The sequence below is a fragment of the Qipengyuania sp. JC766 genome (assembly GCF_040717445.1).
GTDB lineage: Bacteria > Pseudomonadota > Alphaproteobacteria > Sphingomonadales > Sphingomonadaceae > JC766.
Genome location: NZ_JBFEFL010000001.1, coordinates 390,336 through 415,427 on the forward strand (window position 1 = coordinate 390,336; position 25,092 = coordinate 415,427).

At 64.3% G+C, this 25,092-nt stretch carries 21 protein-coding genes and 1 tRNA gene; 8 read left to right on the forward strand and 14 right to left on the reverse strand.

Features of this window, described 5'->3' with window-relative positions:
- Positions 1–2 precede the first annotated feature (2 nt).
- The 4 genes from AB1K63_RS01955 to alaS all read left to right on the forward strand — a co-directional run bounded on the left by AB1K63_RS01955 (position 3) and on the right by alaS (position 6,611).
- A complete protein-coding gene (locus tag AB1K63_RS01955) occupies positions 3–1,679 on the forward strand; it encodes a hypothetical protein (RefSeq protein WP_366958236.1) in 1,677 nt (558 codons plus the stop codon).
- Between the two features lie 120 nt (positions 1,680–1,799).
- Positions 1,800–2,858, forward strand: a complete 1,059-nt coding sequence (gene recA / locus AB1K63_RS01960) for a recombinase RecA (RefSeq protein ID WP_366958237.1) — start codon at positions 1,800–1,802, stop codon at positions 2,856–2,858.
- Positions 2,859–3,067: 209 nt separating this feature from the next.
- A complete protein-coding gene (locus AB1K63_RS01965; RefSeq protein ID WP_366958238.1) occupies positions 3,068–3,898 on the forward strand; it encodes a class I SAM-dependent methyltransferase in 831 nt (276 codons plus the stop codon).
- A gap of 49 nt (positions 3,899–3,947) precedes the next feature.
- A complete protein-coding gene (gene alaS / locus AB1K63_RS01970; RefSeq protein WP_366958239.1) occupies positions 3,948–6,611 on the forward strand; it encodes an alanine--tRNA ligase in 2,664 nt (887 codons plus the stop codon).
- A 24-nt stretch (positions 6,612–6,635) separates the two neighbouring features.
- On the opposite strand, the gene AB1K63_RS01975 is transcribed toward alaS, so the two are convergent.
- The 6 genes from AB1K63_RS01975 to cpdR form a co-directional block, all read right to left on the reverse strand.
- Entirely contained in the window at positions 6,636–6,818 is a 183-nt protein-coding gene (locus AB1K63_RS01975) for a hypothetical protein (protein WP_366958241.1), read from the reverse strand.
- Positions 6,819–6,871: 53 nt separating this feature from the next.
- Complete coding sequence (locus tag AB1K63_RS01980) at positions 6,872–8,629, reverse strand: cation:proton antiporter (RefSeq protein WP_366958242.1); 1,758 nt, start codon at positions 8,627–8,629, stop codon at positions 6,872–6,874.
- A gap of 49 nt (positions 8,630–8,678) precedes the next feature.
- Positions 8,679–10,331 carry a bifunctional GNAT family N-acetyltransferase/carbon-nitrogen hydrolase family protein gene (locus tag AB1K63_RS01985; protein WP_366958244.1) on the reverse strand — a complete coding sequence of 551 codons (1,653 nt, stop codon included), beginning with the start codon at positions 10,329–10,331 and terminating at the stop codon, positions 8,679–8,681.
- Positions 10,332–10,556: 225 nt separating this feature from the next.
- The gene (locus AB1K63_RS01990) at positions 10,557–11,777 is read right to left on the reverse strand and encodes an NADP-dependent isocitrate dehydrogenase (RefSeq protein ID WP_366958245.1); all 1,221 of its coding nucleotides are present in this window, start codon (positions 11,775–11,777) and stop codon (positions 10,557–10,559) included.
- 128 nt (positions 11,778–11,905) lie between these two features.
- Positions 11,906–11,980: transfer RNA gene (locus tag AB1K63_RS01995), tRNA-Val, on the reverse strand.
- A gap of 77 nt (positions 11,981–12,057) precedes the next feature.
- Positions 12,058–12,447, reverse strand: coding sequence for a cell cycle two-component system response regulator CpdR (gene cpdR / locus AB1K63_RS02000; protein WP_366958246.1), 390 nt, complete (start codon positions 12,445–12,447; stop codon positions 12,058–12,060).
- A gap of 184 nt (positions 12,448–12,631) precedes the next feature.
- On the opposite strand from cpdR, the gene AB1K63_RS02005 reads away from it, so the two are divergent.
- On the forward strand, positions 12,632–13,489 hold the full coding sequence (locus tag AB1K63_RS02005) for an N-formylglutamate amidohydrolase (RefSeq protein ID WP_366958247.1): 858 nt from the start codon (positions 12,632–12,634) through the stop codon (positions 13,487–13,489).
- Between the two features lie 164 nt (positions 13,490–13,653).
- Here the strand turns inward: AB1K63_RS02005 and AB1K63_RS02010 are convergent, their stop codons facing one another.
- Entirely contained in the window at positions 13,654–14,430 is a 777-nt protein-coding gene (locus AB1K63_RS02010; RefSeq protein WP_366958248.1) for a SapC family protein, read from the reverse strand.
- Between the two features lie 72 nt (positions 14,431–14,502).
- The gene (locus AB1K63_RS02015; RefSeq protein ID WP_366958249.1) at positions 14,503–15,951 is read right to left on the reverse strand and encodes an FAD-binding oxidoreductase; all 1,449 of its coding nucleotides are present in this window, start codon (positions 15,949–15,951) and stop codon (positions 14,503–14,505) included.
- Positions 15,952–16,109: 158 nt separating this feature from the next.
- On the opposite strand from AB1K63_RS02015, the gene AB1K63_RS02020 reads away from it, so the two are divergent.
- Both AB1K63_RS02020 and AB1K63_RS02025 read left to right on the forward strand, forming a co-directional pair.
- Positions 16,110–16,619 (forward strand): hypothetical protein, encoded by a 510-nt coding sequence (locus AB1K63_RS02020; RefSeq protein ID WP_366958250.1) that lies wholly within the window; start codon positions 16,110–16,112, stop codon positions 16,617–16,619.
- Between the two features lie 128 nt (positions 16,620–16,747).
- The gene (locus AB1K63_RS02025) at positions 16,748–18,070 is read left to right on the forward strand and encodes a DEAD/DEAH box helicase (protein ID WP_366958251.1); all 1,323 of its coding nucleotides are present in this window, start codon (positions 16,748–16,750) and stop codon (positions 18,068–18,070) included.
- Between the two features lie 9 nt (positions 18,071–18,079).
- On the opposite strand, the gene AB1K63_RS02030 is transcribed toward AB1K63_RS02025, so the two are convergent.
- Together AB1K63_RS02030 and AB1K63_RS02035 are read right to left on the reverse strand one after the other, a co-directional pair.
- Positions 18,080–18,709, reverse strand: coding sequence for a glutathione S-transferase (locus tag AB1K63_RS02030; protein ID WP_366958252.1), 630 nt, complete (start codon positions 18,707–18,709; stop codon positions 18,080–18,082).
- A 59-nt stretch (positions 18,710–18,768) separates the two neighbouring features.
- Positions 18,769–21,075 carry a UvrD-helicase domain-containing protein gene (locus AB1K63_RS02035; RefSeq protein ID WP_366958253.1) on the reverse strand — a complete coding sequence of 769 codons (2,307 nt, stop codon included), beginning with the start codon at positions 21,073–21,075 and terminating at the stop codon, positions 18,769–18,771.
- A gap of 305 nt (positions 21,076–21,380) precedes the next feature.
- Here AB1K63_RS02035 and AB1K63_RS02040 point away from each other — a divergent pair, with 305 nt between their 5' ends.
- Positions 21,381–21,827, forward strand: a complete 447-nt coding sequence (locus tag AB1K63_RS02040; protein WP_366958254.1) for a hypothetical protein — start codon at positions 21,381–21,383, stop codon at positions 21,825–21,827.
- A 12-nt stretch (positions 21,828–21,839) separates the two neighbouring features.
- Here the strand turns inward: AB1K63_RS02040 and rsmD are convergent, their stop codons facing one another.
- From rsmD to AB1K63_RS02060, 4 genes are read right to left on the reverse strand one after another with little or no spacing between them, the layout of a single operon-like run.
- Positions 21,840–22,382: a 16S rRNA (guanine(966)-N(2))-methyltransferase RsmD gene (gene rsmD, locus AB1K63_RS02045; protein ID WP_366958255.1), complete on the reverse strand. Its 543-nt coding sequence runs from the start codon at positions 22,380–22,382 to the stop codon at positions 21,840–21,842.
- On the reverse strand, positions 22,379–23,143 hold the full coding sequence (locus tag AB1K63_RS02050; protein WP_366958256.1) for a pseudouridine synthase: 765 nt from the start codon (positions 23,141–23,143) through the stop codon (positions 22,379–22,381). Before AB1K63_RS02050 ends, rsmD begins: the two co-directional genes overlap by 4 nt.
- 51 nt (positions 23,144–23,194) lie before the next feature.
- Positions 23,195–23,884 carry a DUF6445 family protein gene (locus tag AB1K63_RS02055; RefSeq protein ID WP_366958257.1) on the reverse strand — a complete coding sequence of 230 codons (690 nt, stop codon included), beginning with the start codon at positions 23,882–23,884 and terminating at the stop codon, positions 23,195–23,197.
- A complete protein-coding gene (locus tag AB1K63_RS02060) occupies positions 23,874–25,046 on the reverse strand; it encodes an SRPBCC family protein (RefSeq protein ID WP_366958258.1) in 1,173 nt (390 codons plus the stop codon). The genes AB1K63_RS02055 and AB1K63_RS02060 overlap by 11 nt, the downstream gene beginning before the upstream one ends.
- Positions 25,047–25,092 lie beyond the last annotated feature (46 nt).

Below are 25,092 nucleotides of genomic sequence, written 5' to 3' on the forward strand. Positions count from 1 at the left end.
GCATGCGCTGGCTGTCAGCCTCCCTCGTGCTCCCCATCGCGGCGTGCCTTGCCGCACCGGCGGCCGCGCAATCGCGGGCGGCGGTCGACGCTTCGGCACCGGACGATCTTTCGGTCACCGTCTATCGCGATCCGCAGCGTGGCGAGTTCGACGAGATGAATCGCGACTGGCCCGAAGGGTTCGCGATGATCAGCGAGACGCGGACCGTCACCCTGCCGCCCGGGGAATCGACGATCCGCTTCGAAGGAGTGGCGGAAGGCATGGTCGCGGTGACCGCCATCGTCACCGGGCTTCCCGGCGGCACGATCGAGAAGAACCGCAACGCGGAACTGCTGAGCCCCGGCGCGCTGGTCAACGGGACGCTGGGCAACCGCGTGCGCATCACGCGGACCAACCCCGGCACGGGAGAGCAGGAGACAGAGCGTGCGATCGTGCGCACGCGGGCGGACGGCGGACTGGTGCTCCAGACGGACGCGGGTTTCGAAGCGGTGAGCTGTTCCGGACTGCCGGAAAAGCTCACGTTCGACCGGGTCCCGGCAGGGCTCTCCGCACGCCCGGTCTTTTCGATCGACACCCGCGATCCGGCCGGTGGCACCTATACCATCGTGCTGACCTACCTCGCCTGGGGCTTCGACTGGGACGCGCACTATGTCGCGCGGCTCGGCGACAGCGGGGCGAACGGCAAGACCTATTTCGACCTCCTGAGCTGGCTGACCATCCTCAACGACAACGGCCAGAGCTTCGAGGATGCGAACCTCATGGCGGTGGCCGGCACGCTCAACGTCGAGAGCGATTTCGAAGGACTGGCCGATCCGCCCGAGGCGCCGCCGCTCCGCCTGCTGTGCTATCCGCTGGGCAGTACGGCACTGGGCACGCCGGTGAGCCAGCTCGTCCCGCCACCGCCGCCTCCTCCTCCGATGGCCATGGCGGCGCCGATGGCCGATTACTCGGACATGGAGCAATCGATCGTCGTCACCGGTTCGCGCGTCTTGCGCGAGGAACTGGCCATGGTCGCGAGCGAGGAACAGCTCGGCGATCTCAAATTGTATCGCATCCCCGAGCGGGTGACGGTCAGCGCGCAGGGCCAGAAGCAGATCGCCTTTCTCAACCGCCAGCGGATCGAAGGCGAGTTCGTCTACGAACTGGGCTGCGATCTGGGCGGCTGGGTGGTCACGAACACGGACGACTGGGACGAGGACGACGACGGGCCGGAGCTCGAGTCCACCCGCCTGTTGCTGGAGACGGTCAATGATGAGGATCACGGCCTCGGCGTAGCTCTGCCACAGGGCGGGGTGACGGTATTCGAGCCGAGCTCGCGCGGTCCCCTGCTGATAGCCGAGGAGCGTTTCCGCGATTATGCCGTGACACAGGACGTGGAACTGGAACTCGCCTCCGAGAGCTGGAGCGTGCGCGGGGTGTGCGGACTGGTGTCCGAAGCGGAAGGCGACCGGCTGGAAGAAGGCGAATGGGCCGGCGCGCGGGCCCGCCTCGTGAACGTCGGCAGCCGTCCCGCGACGGTCAGGCTGCGGCTGGGCTGGGCCGGCGACTACGAATACCGGACCGGCCGACGCAAGCCGCGCCTGAAGGACGGCGAATACGTGATCGAGGTCGAGGTCGGGGCGGGGGAGACGCGGGATTTCGATTTTCGCGCGCGCGATTCGGACACCGAGGACAGCTGACGCCCGCTTGCCCGGAAACTAATTTTCGTTCCCCTCTTGTTCCGAAAGAACAAAGCGGATACATACGCCACAGTTGATGATCGGGGCATCGCCCCTTGGCACAATGAGGAGGCGTGTGACATGGCGGCACAACTGAAGCTGGTAGACAAGGAATCCAACGTGGACCGTCAAAAGGCGCTCGACGCCGCACTCGCGCAGATTGACCGCGCATTCGGCAAGGGTTCGGCGATGAAGCTGGGCCAGAAGGAAGCGATGAATGTGGAGGCGATCTCCACCGGATCGCTCGGTCTCGATATTGCGCTCGGCGTGGGCGGGCTGCCCAAGGGTCGCGTGATCGAGGTGTACGGGCCGGAAAGCTCGGGGAAAACGACCCTGGCGCTGCACGCCATCGCCGAAGCGCAGAAGGCTGGCGGAACCGCAGCGTTCGTCGATGCCGAGCACGCGCTCGATCCGGTTTACGCCAAGGCGCTGGGCGTCGATATCGACGAGCTTATCGTGTCCCAGCCCGACACCGGTGAGCAGGCGCTGGAAATCACCGACACGCTGGTTCGGTCCAATGCGATCGACATCCTGGTGGTCGACTCGGTCGCCGCACTGGTGCCGCGCGCCGAGATCGAGGGCGAGATGGGCGACAGCCATGTCGGCCTGCAGGCCCGCCTGATGAGCCAGAGCCTGCGCAAGCTGACCGGCTCCATCAACCGCTCGAAGTGCATGGTCATCTTCATCAATCAGCTGCGCATGAAGATCGGCGTGATGTACGGTAACCCGGAGACGACGACCGGCGGCAACGCGCTGAAATTCTACGCTTCAGTACGCCTCGACATTCGCCGCACCGGCCAGATCAAGGATCGTGACGAAATCATCGGCAACTCGACCCGCGTCAAGGTGGTCAAGAACAAGGTGGCGCCCCCGTTCAAGCAGGTCGAATTCGACATCATGTACGGCGAAGGCATCAGCAAGATCGGCGAGATCCTCGACCTCGGCGTGAAGGCCGGGATCGTCGAGAAATCCGGTTCCTGGTTCTCCTACGACAGCATCCGCATCGGCCAGGGCCGCGAGAACGCGAAGGTCTGGCTGAAGGAAAATCCAGAAATGTGCGACAAGCTGGAAGCCGCCATCCGCGGCCGGACCGACGAAGTCGCGGAGGAAATGATGACGGGTCCGGACGCGGAAGACTGACATCCATTACCTCGAGCGGGCCGTATCCGACCTCCGTCCCGATTTCGGGATGCGGCCCGGAACACGGAAAACCGGCGTGCCGCACTCGACCGCGGCGCGCCGGTTTTTCGTTTCCGCGAGAGGCGCCCGCGCCGGAGCGGTTCGGATATCAATGGTCAAACGCATCATCCTTGGCCATAGCGCGTCCTCCATCGGCGCAGGGGGGTGCAATGACGGGACGAAACGAATGGCAGGGCCGTGTCGGCGAAAGCTGGGCGGATGAATGGCGCAGGACCGACCGGTCTTTCGGCGGACTGACGGACCGCTTGCTGGAGGTCGCGAATGCGAGACCTTTCCGGCAGGCGCTTGATATCGGATGCGGCGCAGGCGAGGTGTCCCTCGCTCTTGCCCGCGCCAATCCGCGCGCGAACGTGGTCGGCATCGATGTAAGCGAAAAGCTCATCGAAATGGCGCGCGATCGCGGCGCATCGCTCGGCAATCTGGAATTCGTATCGGGGGACGCAGCGCGCTGGGAGGCCGCATCCGACCCGGCCGACCTGCTGGTCTCGCGCCACGGCGTCATGTTCTTCGACGATCCATACGCGGCCTTCGGGCAGCTGGCGCGTGGTGCCCATCCGGACGCCCGCCTCGTATTTTCCTGCTTCCGTGCGCGCGGGCTCAACCCTTGGGCGAGCGAGATTTCGCGGCTTCTCGGTTCGGCCGATACCGCGCCCGATCCGGAAGCGCCGGGTCCCTTCGCCTTTGCCGATCCCGCCCACGTCACGGGTATCCTGCGCGCGGCCGGATGGATCGACATCGGCATGACCGAGATCGATTACGCCTACGTGGCCGGTGCCGGAGACAATCCGGTTGCGGATGCTCTGGGCTTCGTCACGCGGATCGGTCCGGCCGCGTCGGCGATTCGCGATCTCGGGGAAGCAGAACGCGATCAGCTCATGATCCGGCTCCGGTCCCTGCTGGCCAGCTTCGCTGTGGAGGGCGTCGTGGCATTCCCTGCTGCCGCGTGGATCGTGACCGCGCGGCCCGGGGGACGTCGCTGATTGCCCATGCGTCTTGCCGCATCCGCGCGCAGGCCCTAATTCGCTGTCCATGCAATCGACCAACGATATCCGGCGCTCCTTCCTCGACTATTTCGGGGCCCACGATCATGCGGAGGTACCCAGCGCACCGCTGGTTCCCCACAACGATCCCACGCTCATGTTCGTCAATGCCGGCATGGTGCCGTTCAAGAACGTGTTCACCGGCCTCGAAACGGCACCGGCGCCGCGTGCGACCAGCAGCCAGAAATGCGTGCGCGCCGGCGGCAAGCACAACGATCTGGACAATGTGGGCTACACCGCACGGCACCACACGTTCTTCGAAATGCTCGGCAATTTCAGCTTCGGGGATTATTTCAAGGAACAGGCGATCCTGCATGCCTGGACCCTGCTGACAAGGGAATGGGGCCTCGACCCCGGCCGGTTGATGGCAACCGTCTATCACACCGATGACGAGGCATTCGACCTCTGGCGCAAGATCAGCGGCTTGCCGGAAGATCGCATCATCCGCATCGCGACCAGCGACAATTTCTGGTCGATGGGCGATACCGGCCCGTGCGGCCCGTGCAGCGAGGTCTTCTACGATCACGGCGATCACATTCCCGGCGGCCCTCCGGGTTCGCCTGACGAGGACGGCGATCGCTTCATCGAGATCTGGAATCTCGTCTTCATGCAGTTCGAACAGTCTGCAGACGGCGAGCGGACGTCCCTGCCGAAACCCTCGATCGATACCGGCATGGGACTGGAGCGGATCGCGGCCGTCATGCAGGGCGTCCATGACAATTACGATATCGATACTTTCAAGGCGCTGATCGCCGCATCCGAGAGTCAGACCGGCGTCCCCGCCGAAGGTGCGGAGCGGGCATCCCACCGGATCATTGCCGACCACCTTCGCTCGACCTCGTTCCTGCTGGCGGACGGGGTTCTCCCGTCCAACGAAGGGCGCGGATATGTCTTGCGGCGCATCATGCGGCGCGCCATGCGGCACGCGCACCTGCTGGGCGCGAAGGTGCCGCTGATGCACCGTCTGGTTCCGCAACTTGTGACCGAGATGGGCCAGGCATTCCCGGAACTGCAGCGTGGCCAGGCCCTGATCGAGGAAGTGCTCGAGCGCGAGGAAACGCAGTTCCGCAGGACCCTGGAAAAGGGTCTCGGCCTGCTGGACGATGCGACCGGCAATCTGGGCGAGGGCGAGAGCCTCAACGGCGAAGTCGCCTTCAAGCTCTATGATACCTACGGCTTCCCGTATGACCTGACCGAAGACGCGCTCCGCGCCCGCGGCATCGGCGTGGACCGCGAAGGGTTCGACGCGGCCATGGCGCGCCAGAAGGAAGCGGCGCGCGCCGCCTGGAAGGGTTCGGGCGACGCGGCGAGCGACACCGTGTGGTTCGACATTGCCGAGCGCGAAGGCTCCACCGAATTCACCGGCTACAGCGCCACTGTCGGCGAGGGCCGCGTCGTGGCGCTTGTCCGGGATGGCGCGGAAGTGGACGCGGCCGGAGAGGGCGAGAGCGTCCAGGTCGTGGTCAACCAGACACCGTTCTACGGTGAAAGCGGCGGCCAATCCGGCGATTCAGGGACGATCGGCACGCCCGACGGGCTGCGCATGACCGTAACGGATACGGACAAACCGCTGGGACGGCTGCACGCGCACCGCGCCACGGTCGAAGCCGGTTCGATCAAGGTCGGGGATATCGTCAGGCTGGACGTGGATGCCGAACGACGCGACCGGATCCGGGCGAACCATTCGGCCACGCACCTGGTCCACGCGGCGTTGCGCAACACGCTGGGTGACCACGTCACGCAGAAGGGCTCGCTGGTGGCGGAAGAGCGGCTGCGTTTCGATTTCTCGCATCCCAAGCCGCTCACCGCCGAGGAGATCGCCGCGATTGAAGCGGAAGTAAACGCCGAAATCCGCGCCAACGAGCCGGTCGGAACGCGGCTGATGAGCCCGGACGATGCTGTTGCCGCCGGCGCGCTGGCGCTGTTCGGCGAAAAATACGGTGACGAGGTCCGTGTGCTGACCATGGGGCGCCCCGGGGACGCCGGCCGTCATTACTCAGTCGAATTGTGCGGCGGTACGCATGTTTTGGCGACGGGCGACATCGCGCTTTTCCGCATCGTGTCGGAAAGCGCCGTTTCGTCAGGTGTGCGCCGTATCGAGGCGCTGACCGGAGAGGCCGCCCGCCAATGGCTGGTCGATCGCGAGGAAGCGCTCAAGTCGGCGGCTGCCACCCTGAAAACCGCACCCGACGACGTCGCCACGCGCATTGCGGCACTGGTCGACGAACGACGGTCGCTGGAAAAGGAACTCGCCGAGGCACGCAAGCAGTTGGCGCTCAGTGGCGGTGGATGCGCGAGTGGCCCCGCCCAGGAAAACATCGGCGGAGTGGCGTTCTCCGGCCAGGTGATCGAAGGCCTCGATCCGAAAGAGCTGCGCCCCCTGCTCGACGAGGCAAAGCAGCGGCTCGGTTCCGGAGTTGCCGCGATTTGTGCCGTCAATGACGGCAAAGCAGCCTTCGCCGCAGCGGTCACCGAGGACCTGATCGAGCGCTTCAATGCCGTCGACCTTGTACGCGCCGGCGTGGAAGCCCTCGGCGGCAAGGGCGGTGGCGGCCGCCCGGACATGGCGCAGGGCGGGGGCCCGGACGCAACACAGGCCGCCGCTGCACTCGACGCCGTCAGATCGGCGCTGCGAGAAACCGAAGCGGCCTGAGTTCTCGGCCCGACCGGGTACAGACTACCTTGCGCCCTTGGTACCGCGCCTCGTGTCGCCGCTGCTGCCTTGCGGCAGATCCTTGCCACCCTGGTCGGCAGGACGGTTCGCATCGCGGCGTGCGGACGGATTTTGCTTGCCATCGCCCTGCACATTCTGCGGCTTGAACTTTTCGTCGTTGGGGATCGGCTCGGTGGGGTCGGTCATGGTTTCTCTCCTTTCCTCCCCAACGTCCGGGAGCGGGGAGAGGTCCGAGAATATCAGCCGTTAATCGTCGAGGTTCGCAGTTTGGGCTTGTAGTCGAGCGCACCCTTTTCCTCGATCTGCGCGCGGTATTCGTCGCGTTTCTCGTGGATGGAAGCGATGACCGGTCCCATCGGAACGCCGATATCCACCAGCACCGCTTCCGAAAGCTGGAGTGAGCTTTCCAGCGTCTCGGGCACGGCATGGCTGGCGCCGGCCTTGTACAGTTCCGCGGCGTGCTGCGTGTCGCGCGCACGCGCGACGATGAGCAGGTCAGGGTTCGCCTTTCTCAGCTTGCGCGTCAGCCTTTCGGCGAGGGTGGGCGCGTCCATGGTGAGGACGACGGCCGGTGCCCGATCGATACCGAGCTTGTCCATCGAATCGGATCGCGATGCGTCGCCGAAACGTGCCCGGAACCCGCGCCGCTTCGCCCGCTCCACGAGATCCGGATCGGCGTCGATTGCGAGATACGGCTTCTCATGCGCATCCAGCATTTGCGCGACAAGCAACCCGACGCGTCCGGCGCCCACGATGATGACCGGTGCCTCGTCCACCTCGCGCGCGTCCAGCTCGGGCGCGGGTTCAACTTTCCGGGCAACGATGCGGCCCAGCCGCGCCAGCAGCGGGGTGATCGTCAGGCCGATTGCCGTCACGATCTGCCAGAACTGTGCCGTGCCGGGCTGGATCAGGAGAGCGGCGCTCGCCGCGCTCAGCACGATCAACGTCGTTTCCGACGGGCTGGCCATGAGGATGCCGGTTTCTGCGGCCGTGCTGCGCCGCGCGCCCATGGCGCGCAGCAGGATGCCGGTCAGCAGCGCCTTGAAAACGATGACGAGGACCACAGCCAGAAGGATCGGGATCGGGTTCGCGGCGATCGTGGCCAGATCGATGCTCATGCCGACAGTGATCAGGAAGATACCGAGCGCCAGCCCCTTGAAGGGCTCCATGATGGCTTCGACTTCGCCGTGGAATTCGGTCTCGGCGATCAGAAGCCCGGCGATGATCGCGCCGAAGATCGGCGAAAGGCCGACCGCCGCCGTCGCGAGGCTCGATACGATGACGACCAGAAGTGACGCGGCGAGAAACAGCTCGGGGCTCTTGGTCCTGGCGGCCTGCGCGAATAGGCGGGGCAGGGCGAAGCGACCCACCACCAGGAGGGCGATGACGACGAGTGCGCCTTGCCACAGGGTATCGACGAGACCGGCCCAGCCTTCCGACTGCGCGACGGGGGCCATCGCGCCCAGGAGGAAGATGATCGGGACGATCATGATGTCCTCGAACAGCAGCATGGAGAGCGCCGCGCGGCCGACGGGGGAATTCGTCCCGGATATCGGCAGCACGATCGCCGTGGAGGACAGGGCAAGGGCGAGACCCAGGCCGAGCGCGCCGGTCCAGTATTGCCCCATCATCCCGAGGACGATCGCAATCAGGCTCGCACCGATGAGAACCTCGAGCGAGCCGAGGCCGAATACGAGGCGGCGCAATTGCCACAATCGCTTGAAGCTGAGTTCGAGCCCGATGGTGAACAGAAGCAGGATTATGCCGAATTCGGCAAAGGGCTCGAGCGCCTCGGGGTCCGTTATCGTGACGTGGGTGAGCCAAGGGTATTCGTAGACGAACTTGCCGAGGCCATACGGGCCCACCGCTATGCCGATCAGGATGAACCCGATGACCGGAGTGATCCGGAACCGGGTGAATACCGGAATCACCAGACCTGCCGCGCCCAGGATAACCAGGGCGTCGCTCATCTGGGACAGGTCGAGTTCGGCAGCCATCGGGTTCGCCTACCGCGTGCGGCTCACCCTGTCACGCGCGGGCGTGTGCCTATCCGCCGCCGACGCCCGGCGGGCCGAGCGGTTCGGCGCGCGGCCTCGTCTTGCCCGGATGCTCGCCGGCTTCGTCCCACTCGATGCGATAAAGGTCGAACCGCCGATCCGCGAGATTGCGGACGGTGCCCTCCGCGCGAGCCCAGCTCAGGTCGGCCAGGTTGATGTCGCTGATGGTGAGCGTTTCCACGTTCTCGCTCGCTTCGGCGGCGATGCCGTCGCGCGCGAAGGGGAAGTCGCACGGCGTCAGGATGCAGCTCTGCGCATACTGGATGTCCATGTTGGCGACATTGGGCAGGTTGCCGACATTGCCGCTCAGGACCACGAAGCACTGGTTCTCGATCGCACGCGCCTGCGCGCAATAGCGGACGCGCAGGTAACCCTGCCGGCTATCGGTGCAGAACGGCACGAAGATGATCCGGGCGCCTTCGTCTGCCAGGCGACGGCTCAGTTCCGGGAATTCGCTGTCGTAGCAGATCTGGACGCCGATCGGGCCGCAATCCGTCTGGATAACGTCGATCGTGTCGCCCCCGCGGATGTTCCACCAGTACCGTTCGTTGGGCGTCGGGTGGATCTTTTCCTGCTCGTGGACCGATCCGTCGCGCAAGCACACATAGGCGACGTTGTGAATGTCCCCGTCGTCCATGCGGGTGGGGTGCGATCCGGCGATGATGTTGATGTTGAAGCGCATCGCCATCTCGGCGATGTCTTCCTTCAGGCGCGGCGTGTATTCGGAAAGCCGTTCGATGGCTTCGAGCGGCGACAGTTCCTTCTCCTCGAAACTCAGCAGCATGAGCGTGAAGAGTTCGGGAAAGACTATGAAGTCGGCCTCGTAATCCGCTGCGACATCGATGAAATATCCGATGGCGCGCATGAACTCGTCATAGTCGGCGACCGCTCTCGCCTGCAGCTGGCAGGTCGCCACGCGTACCGACTCGACACCGCGCGGCAGGCGCTTCTTCACCGGCTGGTCGCGTTCCACATAGGGGTTGCGCCAGACCATCTTGACCGCGTGCCCGCGCGACGCCTTGTCCTCGGGCAGGTACTTGCGCATCACGCCTTGCGGTTCGAAGCCGTTGGCCAGCTGGAAGCGAAGCACCGGGTCGTGCAGCTTCCCTGCCAGCACGCGTTCGAGATATTCCTCCGGGTCCTGCACCCGGTCGTTCTTGCGCCGCCGGGCCTTCGCATAACCGGGCATGCGCCCGCCGAAGACGATACCGGTCAGGTCGCGTTCTTCGGCCAGCGCGCGCCGCTCCTCGTAGAGACGGCGGCCGATGCGCACGCCGCGCACTGCCGGATCGACGCACATCTCGTAACCGTAGAGCCAGTCTCCCGTCGGATCGTGGCGGCTGCCATACCCGTTGCCGCTGATTTCGTCCCAGTCGTGCGGGGCGAAGACAACCGGCTCAGGCAACTGCATCGATGCGCAATATCCGACGACTTCGTCATCCAGCAGGGCGACGAAGCATCCTTCCGGGAAATTGTTGATTTGGCCGCGGATCTCGCCCTGCGTGTAGGCGGGAAGGTCGTCATAGGCACGGCGGATCAGCGCCGCGATGCCGCGCACATCCTTGATCATCGCCTGGCGTACCACGAGCCGGGCCTGGCCGATGGTTTCGTCTTTTTCGCGCTGCGACGGACGTTTCGCCATGCTCGGGGTCAATCCTTGAAGGGGTTGTCGGTCGAAGGAATGGTATCGCCGCGATGCCGCGTCGTCAGCAGGTCGCTGTCACCTGCCGCTCGGAGTGGTTCGATCCGATTGGCGTGTCCGCCTCGCAGGGAAGGGCCAGCGGCCGCGGCGACAGGAGCGGTGAGGCAATCAGGAGAAAGGCGGGGCCGAGACATTTGCCTCAGCGCCCGCCGGCAATCCTGCCTGTCAGGCCCAATTGGCCATTTCTTTCTCGAGATTGGATCGAATCGCCTCGAAGAACTGCTCGGTCGTCAGCCAATTCTGCTGCGGGCCGATGAGCAGGGCGAGGTCCTTCGTCATCTGGCCGTTCTCGACCGTCTGAATGCAGACCTGCTCAAGCGTTTCCGCAAACCGCACGACATCGGGCGTGTCGTCGAACTTGCCGCGATACATGAGGCCGCGGGTCCAGGCGAAGATGCTGGCGATCGGGTTCGTGCTGGTCGCCTTGCCTTCCTGGTGCTGGCGATAGTGGCGCGTGACCGTTCCGTGGGCCGCTTCCGCTTCGACGGTCTTGCCGTCGGGCGTCATCAGCACGGAGGTCATGAGGCCGAGCGAGCCGAAGCCCTGCGCCACGGTATCGGACTGGACGTCGCCGTCGTAGTTCTTGCAGGCCCAGACGAACTTGCCGTTCCACTTGAGCGCCGCGGCGACCATGTCGTCGATCAGGCGATGCTCATAAGTGATGCCGGCTGCCTTGAACTTGTCGGCAAATTCGGCGTCGAACACTTCCTGGAAAAGGTCCTTGAAACGGCCGTCATACTTCTTGAGGATCGTGTTCTTGGTCGAGAGATACACCGGCCAGCCCCGGTCGAGACCGTAATTCATGCTGGCGCGTGCGAAGTCGCGGATCGATTCGTCGAGGTTGTACATCGCCATCGCGACGCCCGAGGACTGGAACTCGTAGACATCGAGATCGATCTTCTCGCCATCCTCGCCTTCGAACACGAGGCGCAGCTTGCCGGCGCCGGGGATCAGCGTGTCCTTTGCGCGATACTGGTCGCCGAAAGCGTGGCGGCCCACGACGATCGGATCGGTCCAGCCCGGCACGAGACGCGGGACGTTGTCGATGACGATCGGCTCGCGGAAGACGACGCCGCCGAGGATATTGCGGATCGTGCCGTTCGGGCTGACCCACATCTTCTTCAGGCCGAATTCCTCGACGCGCGCTTCGTCCGGCGTGATGGTCGCGCATTTGACGCCGACGCCGTATTCTTTGATCGCGTTCGCCGCGTCGACCGTGATCTGGTCTTCGGTCTCGTCGCGCTTCTCGATCGAGAGGTCGTAATATTTGAGGTCGACATCGAGGTAAGGCAGGATCAGCCTTTCGCGGATCCACTGCCAGATGATTTTCGTCATTTCGTCGCCGTCGAGTTCGACGATCGGGTTCTTGACCTGGATTTTCTGCATGAGTGCCTGTCGCCTTGCGTTCTGGGAATTGTTGGGGCGGGCCTTAGCAGAGGGACCGCGACACGCAAGCAATGCACCGGGCAAGAAAAAGCCCGCCAGTGGCGGGCCCGTTCTTCAAACCGGAACGATGGTGGGCGTAGGAAGAGTTGAACTTCCGACCCCTGCGATGTCAACACAGTGCTCTACCACTGAGCTATACGCCCGAACCATCGATCCCGCCGGTTGGACGGCGGACGCGCCACTTAGCCAATGGCCGCAGGGCGCGCAAGCAGGAAAGACGCTAAAGCGACGCCTGTTTCCGATCTTCGAATATCCGGTCCACTTCCAGCACGAGGTCGCGCAGGTGGAACGGCTTCGACAGGACCTTGGCCTGCGGTTGCTCGCGGCTGGCCTTCAAAGTCACGGCGGCAAAGCCGGTGATGAACATGACACGCGTGGCCGGGCTGGTTTCGTTGCAGCGCTGCGCCAGTTCGATCCCGTCCATTTCGGGCATGACGATGTCCGACAGGAGGAGATCGAACCTCTCCGATTCGAGATACGGCACGGCGTCCGTGCCCCGTCCCACCGCGACCACTTCATATCCGGCCTTTTCGAGCGCGCGCGACAGGTACTGGCGCATGGCGTCTTCGTCTTCTGCGAGGAGTATGCGGGTGGGGTGGGTGTCGGTCATGGTGGCCGGGTAGCAGCAATCGCTTAAAAAATCCTGCGTCCCGCGACCATTGCCCAGCTTTGACACAGGGGGACAAGCAGGGCAGCACGCTTGCATGCGTCCGGACGCCTCACCGTTTGCCGATTCGAACATTCGTCATGGGGGCACGATTCCCGGCACCGGGAAGCCCGCCTTTTCGTTGCGGATGGCCAATCCTCCGGCAACGCCGATCCTTCTGGCCGCACCCCATGCGGGCCGTGCCTATCCCGATCGCGTCCTGCGCCGGATGCGGCAGCCCGATTGGGCCCGGCTGCGGCTGGAAGATCGGCTGACCGACAAGCTCGCCGGCGAAGTCGCCGCCCGAACCGGTGCCGCGCTTCTGGTGGCACACGCGCCGCGCGCCATGATCGATCTCAACCGGTGCGATACCGATATCGACTGGAGCATGGTGGCTGAACCGGAGCGCCGATCGGCTCCCCGGCCCCACGGTGAATGCCGTGCGCGCAACGGGCTGGGGCTGGTGCCCCGAAGGCTGGCGGGGCTGGGAGAGATCTGGCGCGGGCCGATCTCGGGTTCCGATCTCGATGCGCGTATCGGGCAGATCCACGGACCCTACCATCGCGAACTGGACGGCGCCCTCGACACAATCCATCGCGACTGGGGTGGGGCCTTGCTGCTGGACCTGCATTCCATGCCGCCGATCGGGAAGCGGCATCCTTCGGACCGTCCGGCGCGGTTCATCCTCGGAGACAGGTTCGGCACATCGTCCGACGATCGCCTGGTGGCAACTGCGCTCCGTTCCCTCGCCGGCGCAGGGGCGACCGTGGCGCATAACAGGCCTTATGCGGGCGGCTATATTCTCGAACGGCATGGCAAGGCATCGGAGGGCCGTCACGCAATCCAGCTGGAGATATGCCGGTCGCTCTATCTGGATGACGAGTGGAAGGGGCTGACCGATGGGTTCAGTGCCCTGGTGGACATCCTGGTCACGCTGGTGCGCAATCTGAGCGCCGAGATGCAGGCGATCACCGGGGACGATCGTCTGCCCCAGGCCGCCGAATGAACCGCCCATAAAAAACCACCTCGTGCGAGATGCACGAGGTGGCCAAGGTTCAGGGAGGACGCACCATCGGGTGCGTCTGGAACCGGCGGCTTTGAGGGGGGAATTACCGCCGGTCCATGTAATTTGGGGGTCCGGCCTGGCCGGTTCAAGCCCCCTTGGAACCGTTATTCCGCGTTTTCCAGTTTCGGGCCCTTGCCCTGCTGGACCTGGCGGAAAAAGATGGTCCGCATGAGTTCGAGCGAGAACGTCTGCGCATGGATCAGAGCCATGAGGCCGTTCTTGTTCCACTGGTCGAGCACATCGGTCGGGACCTGCGACAGTTTCTCGCCATTGATCATCTGGAAGCCGCGATAGACGAACGGCTTGGCGCCTTCGCCGTTCTGCTGGATGGTCACTTCGCCGTCCATCAGCAGTTCGTACTTCTTCAGTTCGTCGATGAAAGCGCGCGTGCGCTGACCGGCCTGTTCGAACTTCTCGCAGAAGTCGAGAATGCCCTTGGTGTTGTCGGTCGGCTGGTTTTCGTCGTCGAAAAGCTTTTCGCCCTCGTCGAACTCGCCCACCGTTTCAGAAGTCGGGTCGAAGCACAGCGACAGGTCGTCCGTATCGGGCTTCAGCTTGGCGAGCATGAAGGGATAACGGCGGATATACGCCGGCAGATAGACGGCTTCCGTGACCTTGCCTTCGTCATCCACGAAGGTGTTCACGCCTTCGTTGATCCCCATCAGCGCCAGCGGCATCGGGTTTTCGCCGGAGGAGAAGATGATCGGGTAGTGGCGCTGCGCCTGCACGAATTCGTCGACCGTGAGCGGAATGGCGTGCTGGTTCTTCAACCACTCGGCCGAGTCCATCGCCCGGGTCCTGAAGGTTTTATGGTCCCGGCTGTTGAGGGGCATCAGGTCGTTGTAGAAGAGGGGAAGCTGCGGCTGCGGCGCACTGGCCATGGGTAAACTCCGGATCGGATTGGTGATTGGGTGACCCGCCCCGGAAACCCCGGTCGGGACGTGCGCAGGGCCTTAGTCGGTGGGGCCTTGCGGCGCAAGCGCGAGCAATTTGCCCGGATTGAGGAGGTTCTGAGGGTCGAGTGCGCGCTTGACGTTGCCCAGCAGCGAAAGCCGCGCCGGATCGGTGAGCCGCGCAAGCTCGTCCACCTTGATCTGCCCGATGCCGTGTTCGGCGCTGATCGATCCGTCCCATTGGGTCACCAGATCGTGCACGAAGGCGCTGGCGGCCTTTCCCTCGCCATCCTCCCACGTGCGCGCCTCGGCCCCTGCGGGGGCACGGACATGGAAATGAACGTTGCCGTCACCAAGATGGCCGAAGGCGACGCCCCTGGTCCCCGGGAACTGCTTTTCTACGGCGGGCACTGCCTCATCGATGAAGTCGGCCATCCGCGCGACCGGTACCGACACGTCATGCTGCACGGCCGGGCCGACCCCGCGTTCCGCCGGCGCGATGGACTCGCGCAGCAGCCAGAGGTCCTCGGCCTGGCTCTCGTTTGCGGCGATCGTCGCATCCTGGATCAGGCCGTCTTCGAATGCCTCGCCGAGCACCGCCTCCGCCAAATCCTGCAGCATTTCGCCGTCGTCCTCGCCGCCGACGAGTTCGACCAGAACGGACCATGGATGGATCGCATCGAGCGGGTTTCTCGCATTCGGCAGGTAGTCGAGCACGGCTTCGAGGGAATGTTGCGGTACGACTTCGAACCCTTCTAGGTAGGCGTCGGCCTTGTCCTGAAAAGCCACCAGCAGCCGGCGTGCCGCCTTGATATCGTCCAGACCTGCCCAGACGACCCGTCGCTCCGCGATGTCCGGGATCAGTGCCAGCGTGACGGCGGTCACGATGCCCAGCGTTCCCTCCGATCCGATGAAGAGCCGGTTGGGATCGAAGCCCCGGTTGTCCTTCTTCAGCGGCGATGTGCCATCCAGCACCGATCCGTCGGCAAGCACGACTTCCAGCCCGAGAACCTGCGCGCCCATCGTCCCATGGCGCAGGACCTGCGTGCCGCCCGCATTGGTGGATACCAGGCCGCCGATCGTGGCGCTTCCTTTCCCTCCGAGCGTGAGAGGAAAACGCAATCCCTGCTCGCGTACTTTCTCGTGGAGCGTCTGGAGAACCACGCCTGCCTCGCAGGTGATCTGGCGCTGCGCCGGATCGAATGCGCGGAACCGGTCCATCCGGCGCATGGACAGCAGCAGGGAATCGCCGCTCTCGTCCGGGGTCGCGCCGCCCGACATGCCGCTATTACCGCCTTGCGGGACGATCGGGACGCGGAACTCGGCACACAGTGCGACCAGCGCGGAGACTTCTTGCGTGGCGGAGGGCTGGGCCATCGCCATCGCCTTCCCGGTGTAGCGCCCGCGCCAGTCCGTAAGCCACGGCGCGAGAAGCTCCGGGTCGGTCACCAGTCCGCGGTCGCCCAGTATCGCGCCGGCGCGACGGAGAAACTCTTCACGATTGTCCATGGCCGAACTATGCCAATCGCTGGCGCGATGTGCCAGCCATTTGAAAGTCGGGCGCGTCAATTAAGCGGGTATTCAACCGCAGGCCTTAGGTGCGGTAACCGGATTTCATTTCTGCCTGTCGGGACCAGGCGCAACACGCGGGGGCGAGACGCAAAATCATGCACGGCATCGCACTGCTGTTTGCCCCGTTGCTGCTGCTCGGCTCGGCCGATTCCGCCGTCGAAACCGTCGATCAGTCACCCGTCGAAGCGACCGGAACCGGCTCGGATGATTATTATGCGCGGCTGCAGTCCGCGGCCGGGCAAACGCCGAAGCGGCAGCAGGTCCGGATCCGCCAGCGTGTCATCCTTCGAGTGACGCCCTACCGACGACTCAACGCCACCGTCCGGCCGCGCAACGTCGTGGAACGGAAGATCGGCAAGTGCATCGACCTCAAGGAGATCGCCGGTGTGCAGCCCGATGTGGGGCGGCGGCTGATCTTCTATATGCGCGATCGCAGCATCGTGGCGGGGTCTTTGGAGAAGAGTTGCGCGGCCCGCAGTTTCTATAGCGGCTTCTATGTCGAGCCAGACGAGGATGGCAGGCTCTGCATCGACCGCGATCGTCTCCAGTCACGGACTGGGGCCAAATGCAAGCTGGAGCGATTTCGAGAACTGGTCGCCGAATAGGCCGGATCGCGCCAGAATCTTGACTTTCCACCAAGGCGGGCGCAAGGCGCGCGACCTGTATCGATACGTCGCTCATCAGCGCTACGGATCGTGTCTTCCGCCTTAATCATGGATTTCGAACAAACCGCATGACATTCGCCGATCTCGGCCTTTCACCCAAGCTGCTCGAAGCCGTCTCGACTGCCGGTTACACCGAGCCCACGCCGATTCAGGCCGAAGCCATTCCGACCGTGCTGATGATGCGCGACCTCATTGGTATCGCTCAGACGGGGACGGGCAAGACGGCCAGCTTCGTGCTGCCGATGATCGACATCATGGCTTCGGGCCGACGCCGGGCGCTGATGCCGCGGTCGCTGATCCTCGAGCCGACCCGCGAACTTGCCGCGCAGGTCGCCGAGAACTTCGAGAAATACGGGGTGAACCACGACCTCAAGATGGCGCTGCTCATCGGCGGTGTGCAGATGGGCGATCAACTAAAGGCGCTGGACGAGGGCGTCGACGTCCTTATCGCAACCCCAGGCCGGTTGATGGACCTGTTCGAACGGGGCAAGATCCTGCTGAGCGGCTGCGAACTGCTCGTGATCGACGAAGCCGACCGGATGCTCGACATGGGTTTCATCCCGGACATCGAGTTCATTTGCTCGAAGCTGCCCGAAGGGCGGCAGACCATGCTTTTCAGCGCGACCATGCCGCCGCCGATCGAGAAGCTGGCCAAGAAGTTCCTGAACAATCCCAAGCGGATCGAAGTGACTCGCGCGGCCAGCACGAATGCGAACATCACAGCGTTCAAGGTTCCGGTGAAGCCGCGCCAGAAACGCGACACGCTCGAATGGCTGCTGGGCAACGATCTGGTCGAGACGGCGATCATATTCGCGAACCGCAAGACGACCGTCCGGGAACTCAATAAGCATTTGCAGCGGGCCGGTTTCGCCAGCGGCGAGATCCACGGCGACATGGATCAGTCCAGTCGCATCAAGGAATTGCAGCGGTTCAAGGCGGGCGAAGTCAATATCCTCGTCGCCAGCGACGTCGCCGCGCGCGGTCTCGACATCAAGGGCGTCAGCCACGTCTTCAATTACGACACGCCTTGGCATCCCGACGATTATGTCCACCGCATCGGCCGGACAGGCCGTGCGGGGGCGAAGGGGCGAGCATTCACCTTCGTGACAGACGAGGACGCGGAAGCGATCGCGAATGTCGAGAAACTGACCGGCGGAGAGGTACAGGTCTTCGGCAAGAACGACGTGCGCGTCGAACTGCGCGAAGCGGAGCCGGCGAAGGAAGAGCCAAGGCGCTCGCGTCAGAAGTCGCAGCCGGAGAACGACGAGGCGCCTAAGGCGCCCCGTCGCGAGAAATCCTTTCGGAAGCGTAGCGACGACCGCGACGAGCCGTCCGCAGTGGGCGAATGGAACGGCCCGCAGCCGGACTTCCTGAGCGTCAGCGCAATCTGAGCTGGTTCGTCAGGAACCCTGCGGTTCCATGTCCTGCCTGGCGAGCGCCTTGCGAACCCCGTCATCTGCTTCCATGCGATCGCGATGCGCTTTCAGGGAAGGATAATCGTCTAGCTTAATCGGCGTCTGGTCGAGCCAGCGAACGAGCACGTATAGAAACGCATCGGCGAACGACTTCTCGCCAAGGTACCATTGGCCGCCATTCTCTTCCAGATTGGCGTTCAGGCGTTCGTAGTGACCGGCTAGTGTTTCGTACGCCTTCTTCTTGACTTCCTCCTGCGCGCTCTCGCTCTCGGCAAAGGCCTGCGCGGCGAAGTGTGGACCGTAGCTGGCATGCACCTCGCTGGTCATGAAGGACAGGGCTTCCGCTTCGCGATAACCCAAGCGCTCGTCCCGCGCGTATCCCTGCGTTCCGTAAGTCGCGCCGAGATAGGCCAGGATCGCCGCGAGTTCTGTCAGGACATCGCCGTCATCGAACTGAAGGGCGGGAACCTTGCCCTTCGGATTGATCGAAAGGTACTCGTCCTTCTTGTGATCGCCATATTCCATGTTGGCGATTTCCACGGGGGCATCGAGCCAGGCCACCGCGATATTGGCTGCCAGCGAGCAGGTTCCGGGCATCGTGTAGAGTCTGGTCATGGGCTTCTCCTTTGCCCGACCAATGCACCGCATTCCCGAATGTTTCGCCCGCTAACGTTTCAGTCCGCGAGGCGTACGAAGCTGTCGATGACGCGCTTGATCCCGACATCTTCGAACTCGATCTCGAGCTTGTTGCCTTCCTGGTCCAGCACGATGCCGGCGCCAAAGCGGTCATGCATGACCTGTGCGCCAACTGCGATGTCCGTGCGCGGCTTGGCGGCGAAGCTGGCGGCACTTCGCCTGCTTTCCGCAACCCGTGCGGGAGCGGTCTCGTAACCGCTGGCGAGCGCCCTTTGCCAGCCGGGACCACGCGCATTGCTGCGATCAGGCCGCGCGGTGTTCACGTGAGCGAAGGGATCCTCGGTTTCCGACCAGTTCGCGCGCCATAGCGAGGCGCCCCCTGTCAGCGTCGTCTCGGTCTCGATGTGATCGTCCGGAAGCTCGTCGACGAAGCGGCTCGGTATCGAGCTGTTCCAAGTGCCGTACACCCGGCGGTTTGCTGCGTGAAGGATGGTGCACCGCTTCCGCGCGCGCGTGATCCCGACATAGGCCAGCCTGCGTTCTTCCTCGAGGCTGGCAAGCCCTCCTTCGTCGAGCGCGCGCTGGCTGGGGAAGACGCCTTCCTCCCAGCCGGGAAGAAACACATTGTCGTATTCGAGCCCCTTGGCGGCGTGCATGGTCATGATCGTCACGGTCTCGACATCCTCGCCGCGATCCGTGTCCATCACCAGACTCACGTGCTCGAGGAAGTCGGGCAGCGTATCGTACTCTTCCATCGCCCGGGCGAGCTCGGCAAGGTTCTCGAGCCGGCCTTTCGCTTCGCTCGACTTCTCCTTCTCGAGCATCTCGTTGTAGCCCGTGTGATCGAGAACCTGGCGCAGCAATTCGGCCGGTGCCAGCGTTTCCGCCAGTTCGCGCCAGCCGAGGAAATCGCGCATTAGGGCGGCGATCGTGTTCCCGGCGCGCTTAGGAAGCTCATCGCTGTCGGCAAGCTGGAGCGAGGCCGCAGCGAGCGGCAGCCCGGTGCGCCGCGCGTGCTGGTGCATCTTCTCCAGCGTCTTGGCGCCCAGGCCTCTCTTCGGCGTATTGTAGATGCGCTCGAACGCGAGATCGTCCTGTGGCTGCGCGATGACGCGCAGATAGGCGAGGGCATCGCGGATTTCGGCGCGCTCGTAGAATCGGAAGCCGCCGATGATGCGGTAATTGAGGCCCAGCTGGATGAACCGGTCCTCGAATTCGCGCGTCTGGTATTGCGCGCGCACGAGGATGGCGATCTGGTCCAGGCTGGCACCCTGCCGCTCGAGCTGTTCGATCTCCTCACCGACGCGGCGCGCTTCCTCCGGCGCGTCCCAGACGCCGACGACGCGGACCTTGTCACCGCCGTTCGCCTCGGTCCAGAGTTCCTTGCCGAGGCGGGTCCGGTTGGCATCGATCAGCCCCGACGCGGCCGCAAGAATGTGCGGCGTGGAGCGATAGTTCTGCTCCAGCTTGATAACCTTCGCGCCGGGAAAGTCCTTCTCGAAACGCAGGATATTGGCCACTTCAGCGCCGCGCCAGGAATAGATCGACTGGTCATCGTCCCCGACCACGCAGATGTTCTTGCGTTGCTGCGCGAGCAGACGAAGCCATAGATACTGGACCTGGTTGGTATCCTGGTATTCGTCCACCAGGATGTATTTGAAGCGCGCGTGATACTGGGCGAGGATTTCCGGCTCGTTCCGCAAAATGTTGAGCATGTGGAGCAGCAGGTCGCCGAAGTCGCAGGCGTTCAGCTTCTTCAGCCGGTTCTGGTAAGCTTCGTATAGCGCGCGCCCTTTCCCGTTGGCGAAGCTCTCGTTGTCCAGTTCGTCGAGGTCGGCGGGGTTCAGGCCGCGGTTTTTCCAGCGGTCGAGCAGGCCCGCAAGCTGCCGCGCGGGCCAGCGCTTCTCATCCAGATTGGCGTCCGCGATCAGTTGCTTCAGCAGGCGCAGCTGATCGTCGGTGTCGATGATGGTGAAATTCGGTTCCAGGCCGACGATCTCGGCATGGCGACGCAGCATCTTGGCGCAGATCGAATGGAAGGTGCCGAGCCAGGGCATGCCTTCCACCGCGCCGCCAATGTGATGACCGACCCGCTCGCGCATCTCGCGCGCCGCCTTGTTCGTGAAAGTCACGCACAGGATCTCGCTCGGCCAGGCGAGGCGCATGGCTACCAGGTGGGCGAGGCGGGCGGTCAGGGCGGCGGTCTTGCCGGTCCCGGCGCCGGCCAGCATCAGCACGGGGCCTTCGGTTGTAAGGACTGCTTCGCGCTGGGGAGGGTTCAGTCGCGCCGCGTAGGGCGGAACCGGATCGGCGGATGCCGCGGGGAGATACGCTGGGTCTGCCATGTCAGGCGAACAGGTAGGGAACAACGCAAATGCGCGCAACCGCTAAGCGGTGCGCCTGTGAAAAGCCGCTCGAACAAGCAGGCTGTCGGGACGAAGGCGCTTGAAATCGATGAGAAATGGGCCGGTGCGGCGTCGCAGCGTCTTTAACCCGCTGATAATCAACCAAATCGGAGGTTCGTCGCTATTTCGCCACATTTGCCGGCGGTTTGCCCCCCGGCAGCGATGACCGGAGGAACCGCGCTGCGGTCCGGTCCATTTATTCTCCGACTGCCCGAGCAGGGGCAGAGCGAATGAAAGGAAAGATCATGCGTACCTACAAGTTTGCGATTGCTGCCGTTGTCGGTTTCTCGATCGCTCCCGTGGCTGTCTCGGCCCAGGACGCACAGACGACCGCCCCGGACACCATGGAGGCCCCGATGACCGCGGACACCATGTCCTCGATGACGCCGGAACAGCAGACGATCTATGATGGCTGGACTGCCGAACAGCAGGGGCAGTACGATGGTTGGCCCGCGACCACCCAGTCCTATTACTGGACGCTGACGCCGGACCAGCAGGAAACCTTCTGGACCCTTACCGATGAGAGCCGGATGGCCCTGATGGCACTGTCCTCCGAAGACCGTGTCGCTGCCTGGGCCAGTGTTGCCGAGCAGCAGGCACAGGCCGAAGCTCAGGCGAATGGAACCACCATGGAAGATGACGGCGTGACCGACGATGATACCATGGATGAAGGAACGGCCGAACCGATGTAATCGGCCAGCCAATTAGGCAAGGCGGAGCAAGGTAAGCTTCGCCTTGCCGACCTTGCGCTCGCTTTCGACTGCGAGCGTTTTTATGTCGGCATCCTCCGTACGCGACGTCTCCAGAGCGACCCAGCTGGCCGGCCCGATCCAGCCCAGCCGCACCAGGCGGTCGAGCGCCACGGACCCCGCACCGGTGCCGTAGGGCGGATCCAGCAGGATCAGGTCGTGCGGAGCCTTTGCTGGCCCCAGCGACATGACCGACCCGCCGCTGACCGTCGCCCTGCGGTTGGCGTCCAGTCCGGCGACATTCTTGCGCAGCGCATCGAGCGCATCGGGGTCCTGCTCCACGAACAGGCAGTGTGCGGCCCCTCTCGACAAGGCTTCGAGCCCCATCGCGCCCGACCCTGCGAACAGGTCCGCCACGCTCAGGTCCTCGAACGAGCCCAATCGGCTTGCCAGCATGCTGAACAGGGTTTCGCGCGTCCGGTCCGCGGTGGGCCGGGTGGTTTCTCCCTTCGGAGCCATGAGTTTCCTGCCCCGCCAGTCGCCTGCGATGATCCTCACCGGGCGGGATCCTGCTTCAAGCTGCTGCGGAACCGGTCGAGATCGCCCTTCCTGATCTCGGTCGCCTGTCCGCGTGGCAGGTCGTCCAAGTAGAACGGCCCGTACGCCGTCCGCATCAGGCGGTTCACCTTGAGGCCCAGATGTTCCAGCACGCGCCTGATCTCGCGGTTCTTGCCTTCCGTGATGGTCATCTCGATCCACTGGTTCTTGCCGGTCCGGCGTTCCATGTTGGCATCGATGCGTCCGTAGCGGATCCCGTCGATGGTCACGCCCTCGATCAGCGCTTCGAGCTGTTCCTGCTTCACGTCGCCGAATGCACGGGCGCGGTAGGTGCGCGGAATGCCGTTGGCCGGCAGTTCCATCTGGCGCTTCAAGCCACCGTCATTGGTCAGCAGCAGCAGGCCTTCCGTATTGAGGTCGAGCCTGCCCACCGGCATGACACGGCCCGCGTCCCGGGGAAGCGCATTGCGCAGTGCGGTGTATATGGTGGGGCGGCCCGCCGGATCGCGCTCTGCCGTGATGAGGCCCGTCGGCTTGTGGAACGCGAACAGGCGCGTGCGATCGGCCTTGCCGATCGGCTTCCCGTCGACCGACACTCCGCGCAGGTCCGGTATGATGGTGGCCGGCGTATCCAGAACCTTGCCGTCGATCGCCACGCGGCCGTCCGCGATCATCCGTTCGACCTCGCGCCGGCTGGCGACCCCCGCACGGGCGAGCAGCTTGGCGATCCGGTGGCCGTCGGGTTTTGCGTCTTGGGGCATGGGGCGCGCCCTATCCAATCCGCCGGCTTCGCGATAGCCGCGATTTTGCGATCAGACGCCGGCGTGCAGGAAGCAATTGAGCGTCAGCCGCCCGCTCGTCCGTGCGGTAGCCGGGTCCGGCGCCATGGGGATATGGCCGGAATGCAGCGTCCGGCCGCGATAGGCGATCAGGCGATCGCGCCTCGCTCCGATCTGCCCGATCATCCGATAGCTCTCGTCGTCGCCGTAGTGATACCGCGCGGGCGGAGGACCGAACTCTTCCACGTCCCGGCGGTGCAGCCGCGCGAATTCGTCCTCGCGTTCGGCAGTCACGGTTTCGAAGCCCGAGCGGCGGTGTTCGTAGAACGCCGTCCCGCCATCCCTCTCGTCGCCGAGAAAGTGAACCGTGGCCAGCAGGCCTGGTTCGGTCCCGTCGTAATGCGGCCGGCGCTGGCCGTCCTGCAAGCGGTCGGGCGGGATCGACACGATGCTGAAATCGCAACGTTCCGCCATGATCTCGCCGGAAAGTCCGAAGGCTTCTTCCACCAGCGACTGGAACAGCGGCGCGCCCAGCTGGAGATAGCGCGGATCGAAGGGAGCGCGGATGCCGGGATAGCCCTGCGCCGCTTCGTAACGCGCCGCGCGCCCCAGTCGCTCCAGCTCGTCTGCTTCCCGGCTGAAGCCGTCGATGACAACGACCGGCTCCCGTTCCCTGCCGAAGCGTTCTATGCGCCAGGTCCTGCCCTCGGCGTCACGCCCCACTACGCAGTGCCTCCTCCACCGTCTCGTGATAGCGGCGGATGCCGGTTTCCAGTGTCCCCAGCGTCAGGTGCCCGACCGCGCCGCTGGCTAGGCCCTGCTGTCCGAGCTCCGCCGCCCGGAAATCCTCGCTGGCGAAAACCCGGCTATCGAGCAGCTTCCAGCTCCGCTCCCAATGGTCGCGCGCCTTGTCGGTCTGCGGCTCTTCCGGGATCAGCATGAAATCCTCGACCAGCGTGCGATCGTGCGATTGCGGCATCATGACGAGGAGGTTGAGGTAGTCCGGGCTGGGAATGAGCAATGCGCCGGGCACCAGCTGGTAGGCATAGGTCACGACCCGGCGCAGTGCCGCCATGTCCGTGAGATCGAGTCCGTCCATGTCCTCCAGCCGTCCGACGGCAGAACGCGCATGCGGGCCGATCATGTCGCCGGCGGTCATCCCGTCCTTGAAGAACGGACCGATCGTCTTCGCATGCAGGCGCGTGACATGATAGCTTTCGAGGAAGGCATCCATGATCAGCTTCCAGTTGCCCGCGACATCGTGCGTCTTGCGGCGGAAGAGGACGTGGTCGGCCATGCCGAACGCCGCCCAGTCTGCCGCGACTTCCTCGGTCGCGGACCAGTCGGGATCTGAGTCGTCTTCCGACACCGGACAGAGCCAGATCGCGCCGCCCATTTCCCGGCTGGGCAGTTCGACAAGGCCCATCGTGTCTTTCTCGAGGCCGGGAAATGTGTCGGGGCGGGGCAGGGCGAGGAGGCGGCCGTCCACCGCATAGGTCCACGCGTGATAGGGGCATACGAGCCGTTTCGCGCATTGCACATCCTGCCCTTCCACCAGCCGCGTACCGCGATGGCGACACACGTTCAGGAAGACATGGACGATGCCCTGCGCGTCGCGGGTCAGCAGCAGCGGCCGACCGGTGCCGTCATGCGGAACAGCCATTCCCGGTTCGGGCAATAGCGCGCCGGGTGCGATGACCTGCGGCATCCGGTCGAAGATCGCGGCCTTTTCGCGCTCCCAGTATGCCGGATCGGTATAGACCGAAGCCGGAACGGTCGTGATCGCGTCACCCTGCCGCGTCTCCTCGCGCGCGATGGCCTGCGCGAGGGCAAGCTGGCCTTGCGTCGGACGAAGCGGACGATTTTCTGTGCCAAGCTCGTTCATCTGCGCTTTCCTACACTCACCTTACGCGTCTAGTGTCGCAGACTTT

What these genes read in the sequence shown, in the direction of transcription:
- AB1K63_RS02025 (WP_366958251.1), top strand. Translation starts at nt 16,748, where the DNA reads ATGACATTCGCCGATCTCGGCCTTTCACCCAAGCTGCTCGAAGCCGTC.
- AB1K63_RS02020 (WP_366958250.1), top strand. Translation starts at nt 16,110, where the DNA reads ATGCACGGCATCGCACTGCTGTTTGCCCCGTTGCTGCTGCTCGGCTCG.
- AB1K63_RS02050 (WP_366958256.1), bottom strand. Translation starts at nt 23,143, where the DNA reads ATGCCCCAAGACGCAAAACCCGACGGCCACCGGATCGCCAAGCTGCTC.
- cpdR (WP_366958246.1), bottom strand. Translation starts at nt 12,447, where the DNA reads ATGACCGACACCCACCCCACCCGCATACTCCTCGCAGAAGACGAAGAC.
- AB1K63_RS02010 (WP_366958248.1), bottom strand. Translation starts at nt 14,430, where the DNA reads ATGGCCAGTGCGCCGCAGCCGCAGCTTCCCCTCTTCTACAACGACCTG.
- AB1K63_RS02030 (WP_366958252.1), bottom strand. Translation starts at nt 18,709, where the DNA reads ATGACCAGACTCTACACGATGCCCGGAACCTGCTCGCTGGCAGCCAAT.
- alaS (WP_366958239.1), top strand. Translation starts at nt 3,948, where the DNA reads ATGCAATCGACCAACGATATCCGGCGCTCCTTCCTCGACTATTTCGGG.
- AB1K63_RS02015 (WP_366958249.1), bottom strand. Translation starts at nt 15,951, where the DNA reads ATGGACAATCGTGAAGAGTTTCTCCGTCGCGCCGGCGCGATACTGGGC.
- AB1K63_RS01985 (WP_366958244.1), bottom strand. Translation starts at nt 10,331, where the DNA reads ATGGCGAAACGTCCGTCGCAGCGCGAAAAAGACGAAACCATCGGCCAG.
- AB1K63_RS01980 (WP_366958242.1), bottom strand. Translation starts at nt 8,629, where the DNA reads ATGGCTGCCGAACTCGACCTGTCCCAGATGAGCGACGCCCTGGTTATC.
- AB1K63_RS01975 (WP_366958241.1), bottom strand. Translation starts at nt 6,818, where the DNA reads ATGACCGACCCCACCGAGCCGATCCCCAACGACGAAAAGTTCAAGCCG.
- AB1K63_RS02040 (WP_366958254.1), top strand. Translation starts at nt 21,381, where the DNA reads ATGCGTACCTACAAGTTTGCGATTGCTGCCGTTGTCGGTTTCTCGATC.
- AB1K63_RS02005 (WP_366958247.1), top strand. Translation starts at nt 12,632, where the DNA reads ATGGCCAATCCTCCGGCAACGCCGATCCTTCTGGCCGCACCCCATGCG.
- AB1K63_RS01955 (WP_366958236.1), top strand. Translation starts at nt 3, where the DNA reads ATGCGCTGGCTGTCAGCCTCCCTCGTGCTCCCCATCGCGGCGTGCCTT.
- AB1K63_RS02035 (WP_366958253.1), bottom strand. Translation starts at nt 21,075, where the DNA reads ATGGCAGACCCAGCGTATCTCCCCGCGGCATCCGCCGATCCGGTTCCG.
- recA (WP_366958237.1), top strand. Translation starts at nt 1,800, where the DNA reads ATGGCGGCACAACTGAAGCTGGTAGACAAGGAATCCAACGTGGACCGT.
- AB1K63_RS01990 (WP_366958245.1), bottom strand. Translation starts at nt 11,777, where the DNA reads ATGCAGAAAATCCAGGTCAAGAACCCGATCGTCGAACTCGACGGCGAC.
- AB1K63_RS01965 (WP_366958238.1), top strand. Translation starts at nt 3,068, where the DNA reads ATGACGGGACGAAACGAATGGCAGGGCCGTGTCGGCGAAAGCTGGGCG.
- AB1K63_RS02060 (WP_366958258.1), bottom strand. Translation starts at nt 25,046, where the DNA reads ATGAACGAGCTTGGCACAGAAAATCGTCCGCTTCGTCCGACGCAAGGC.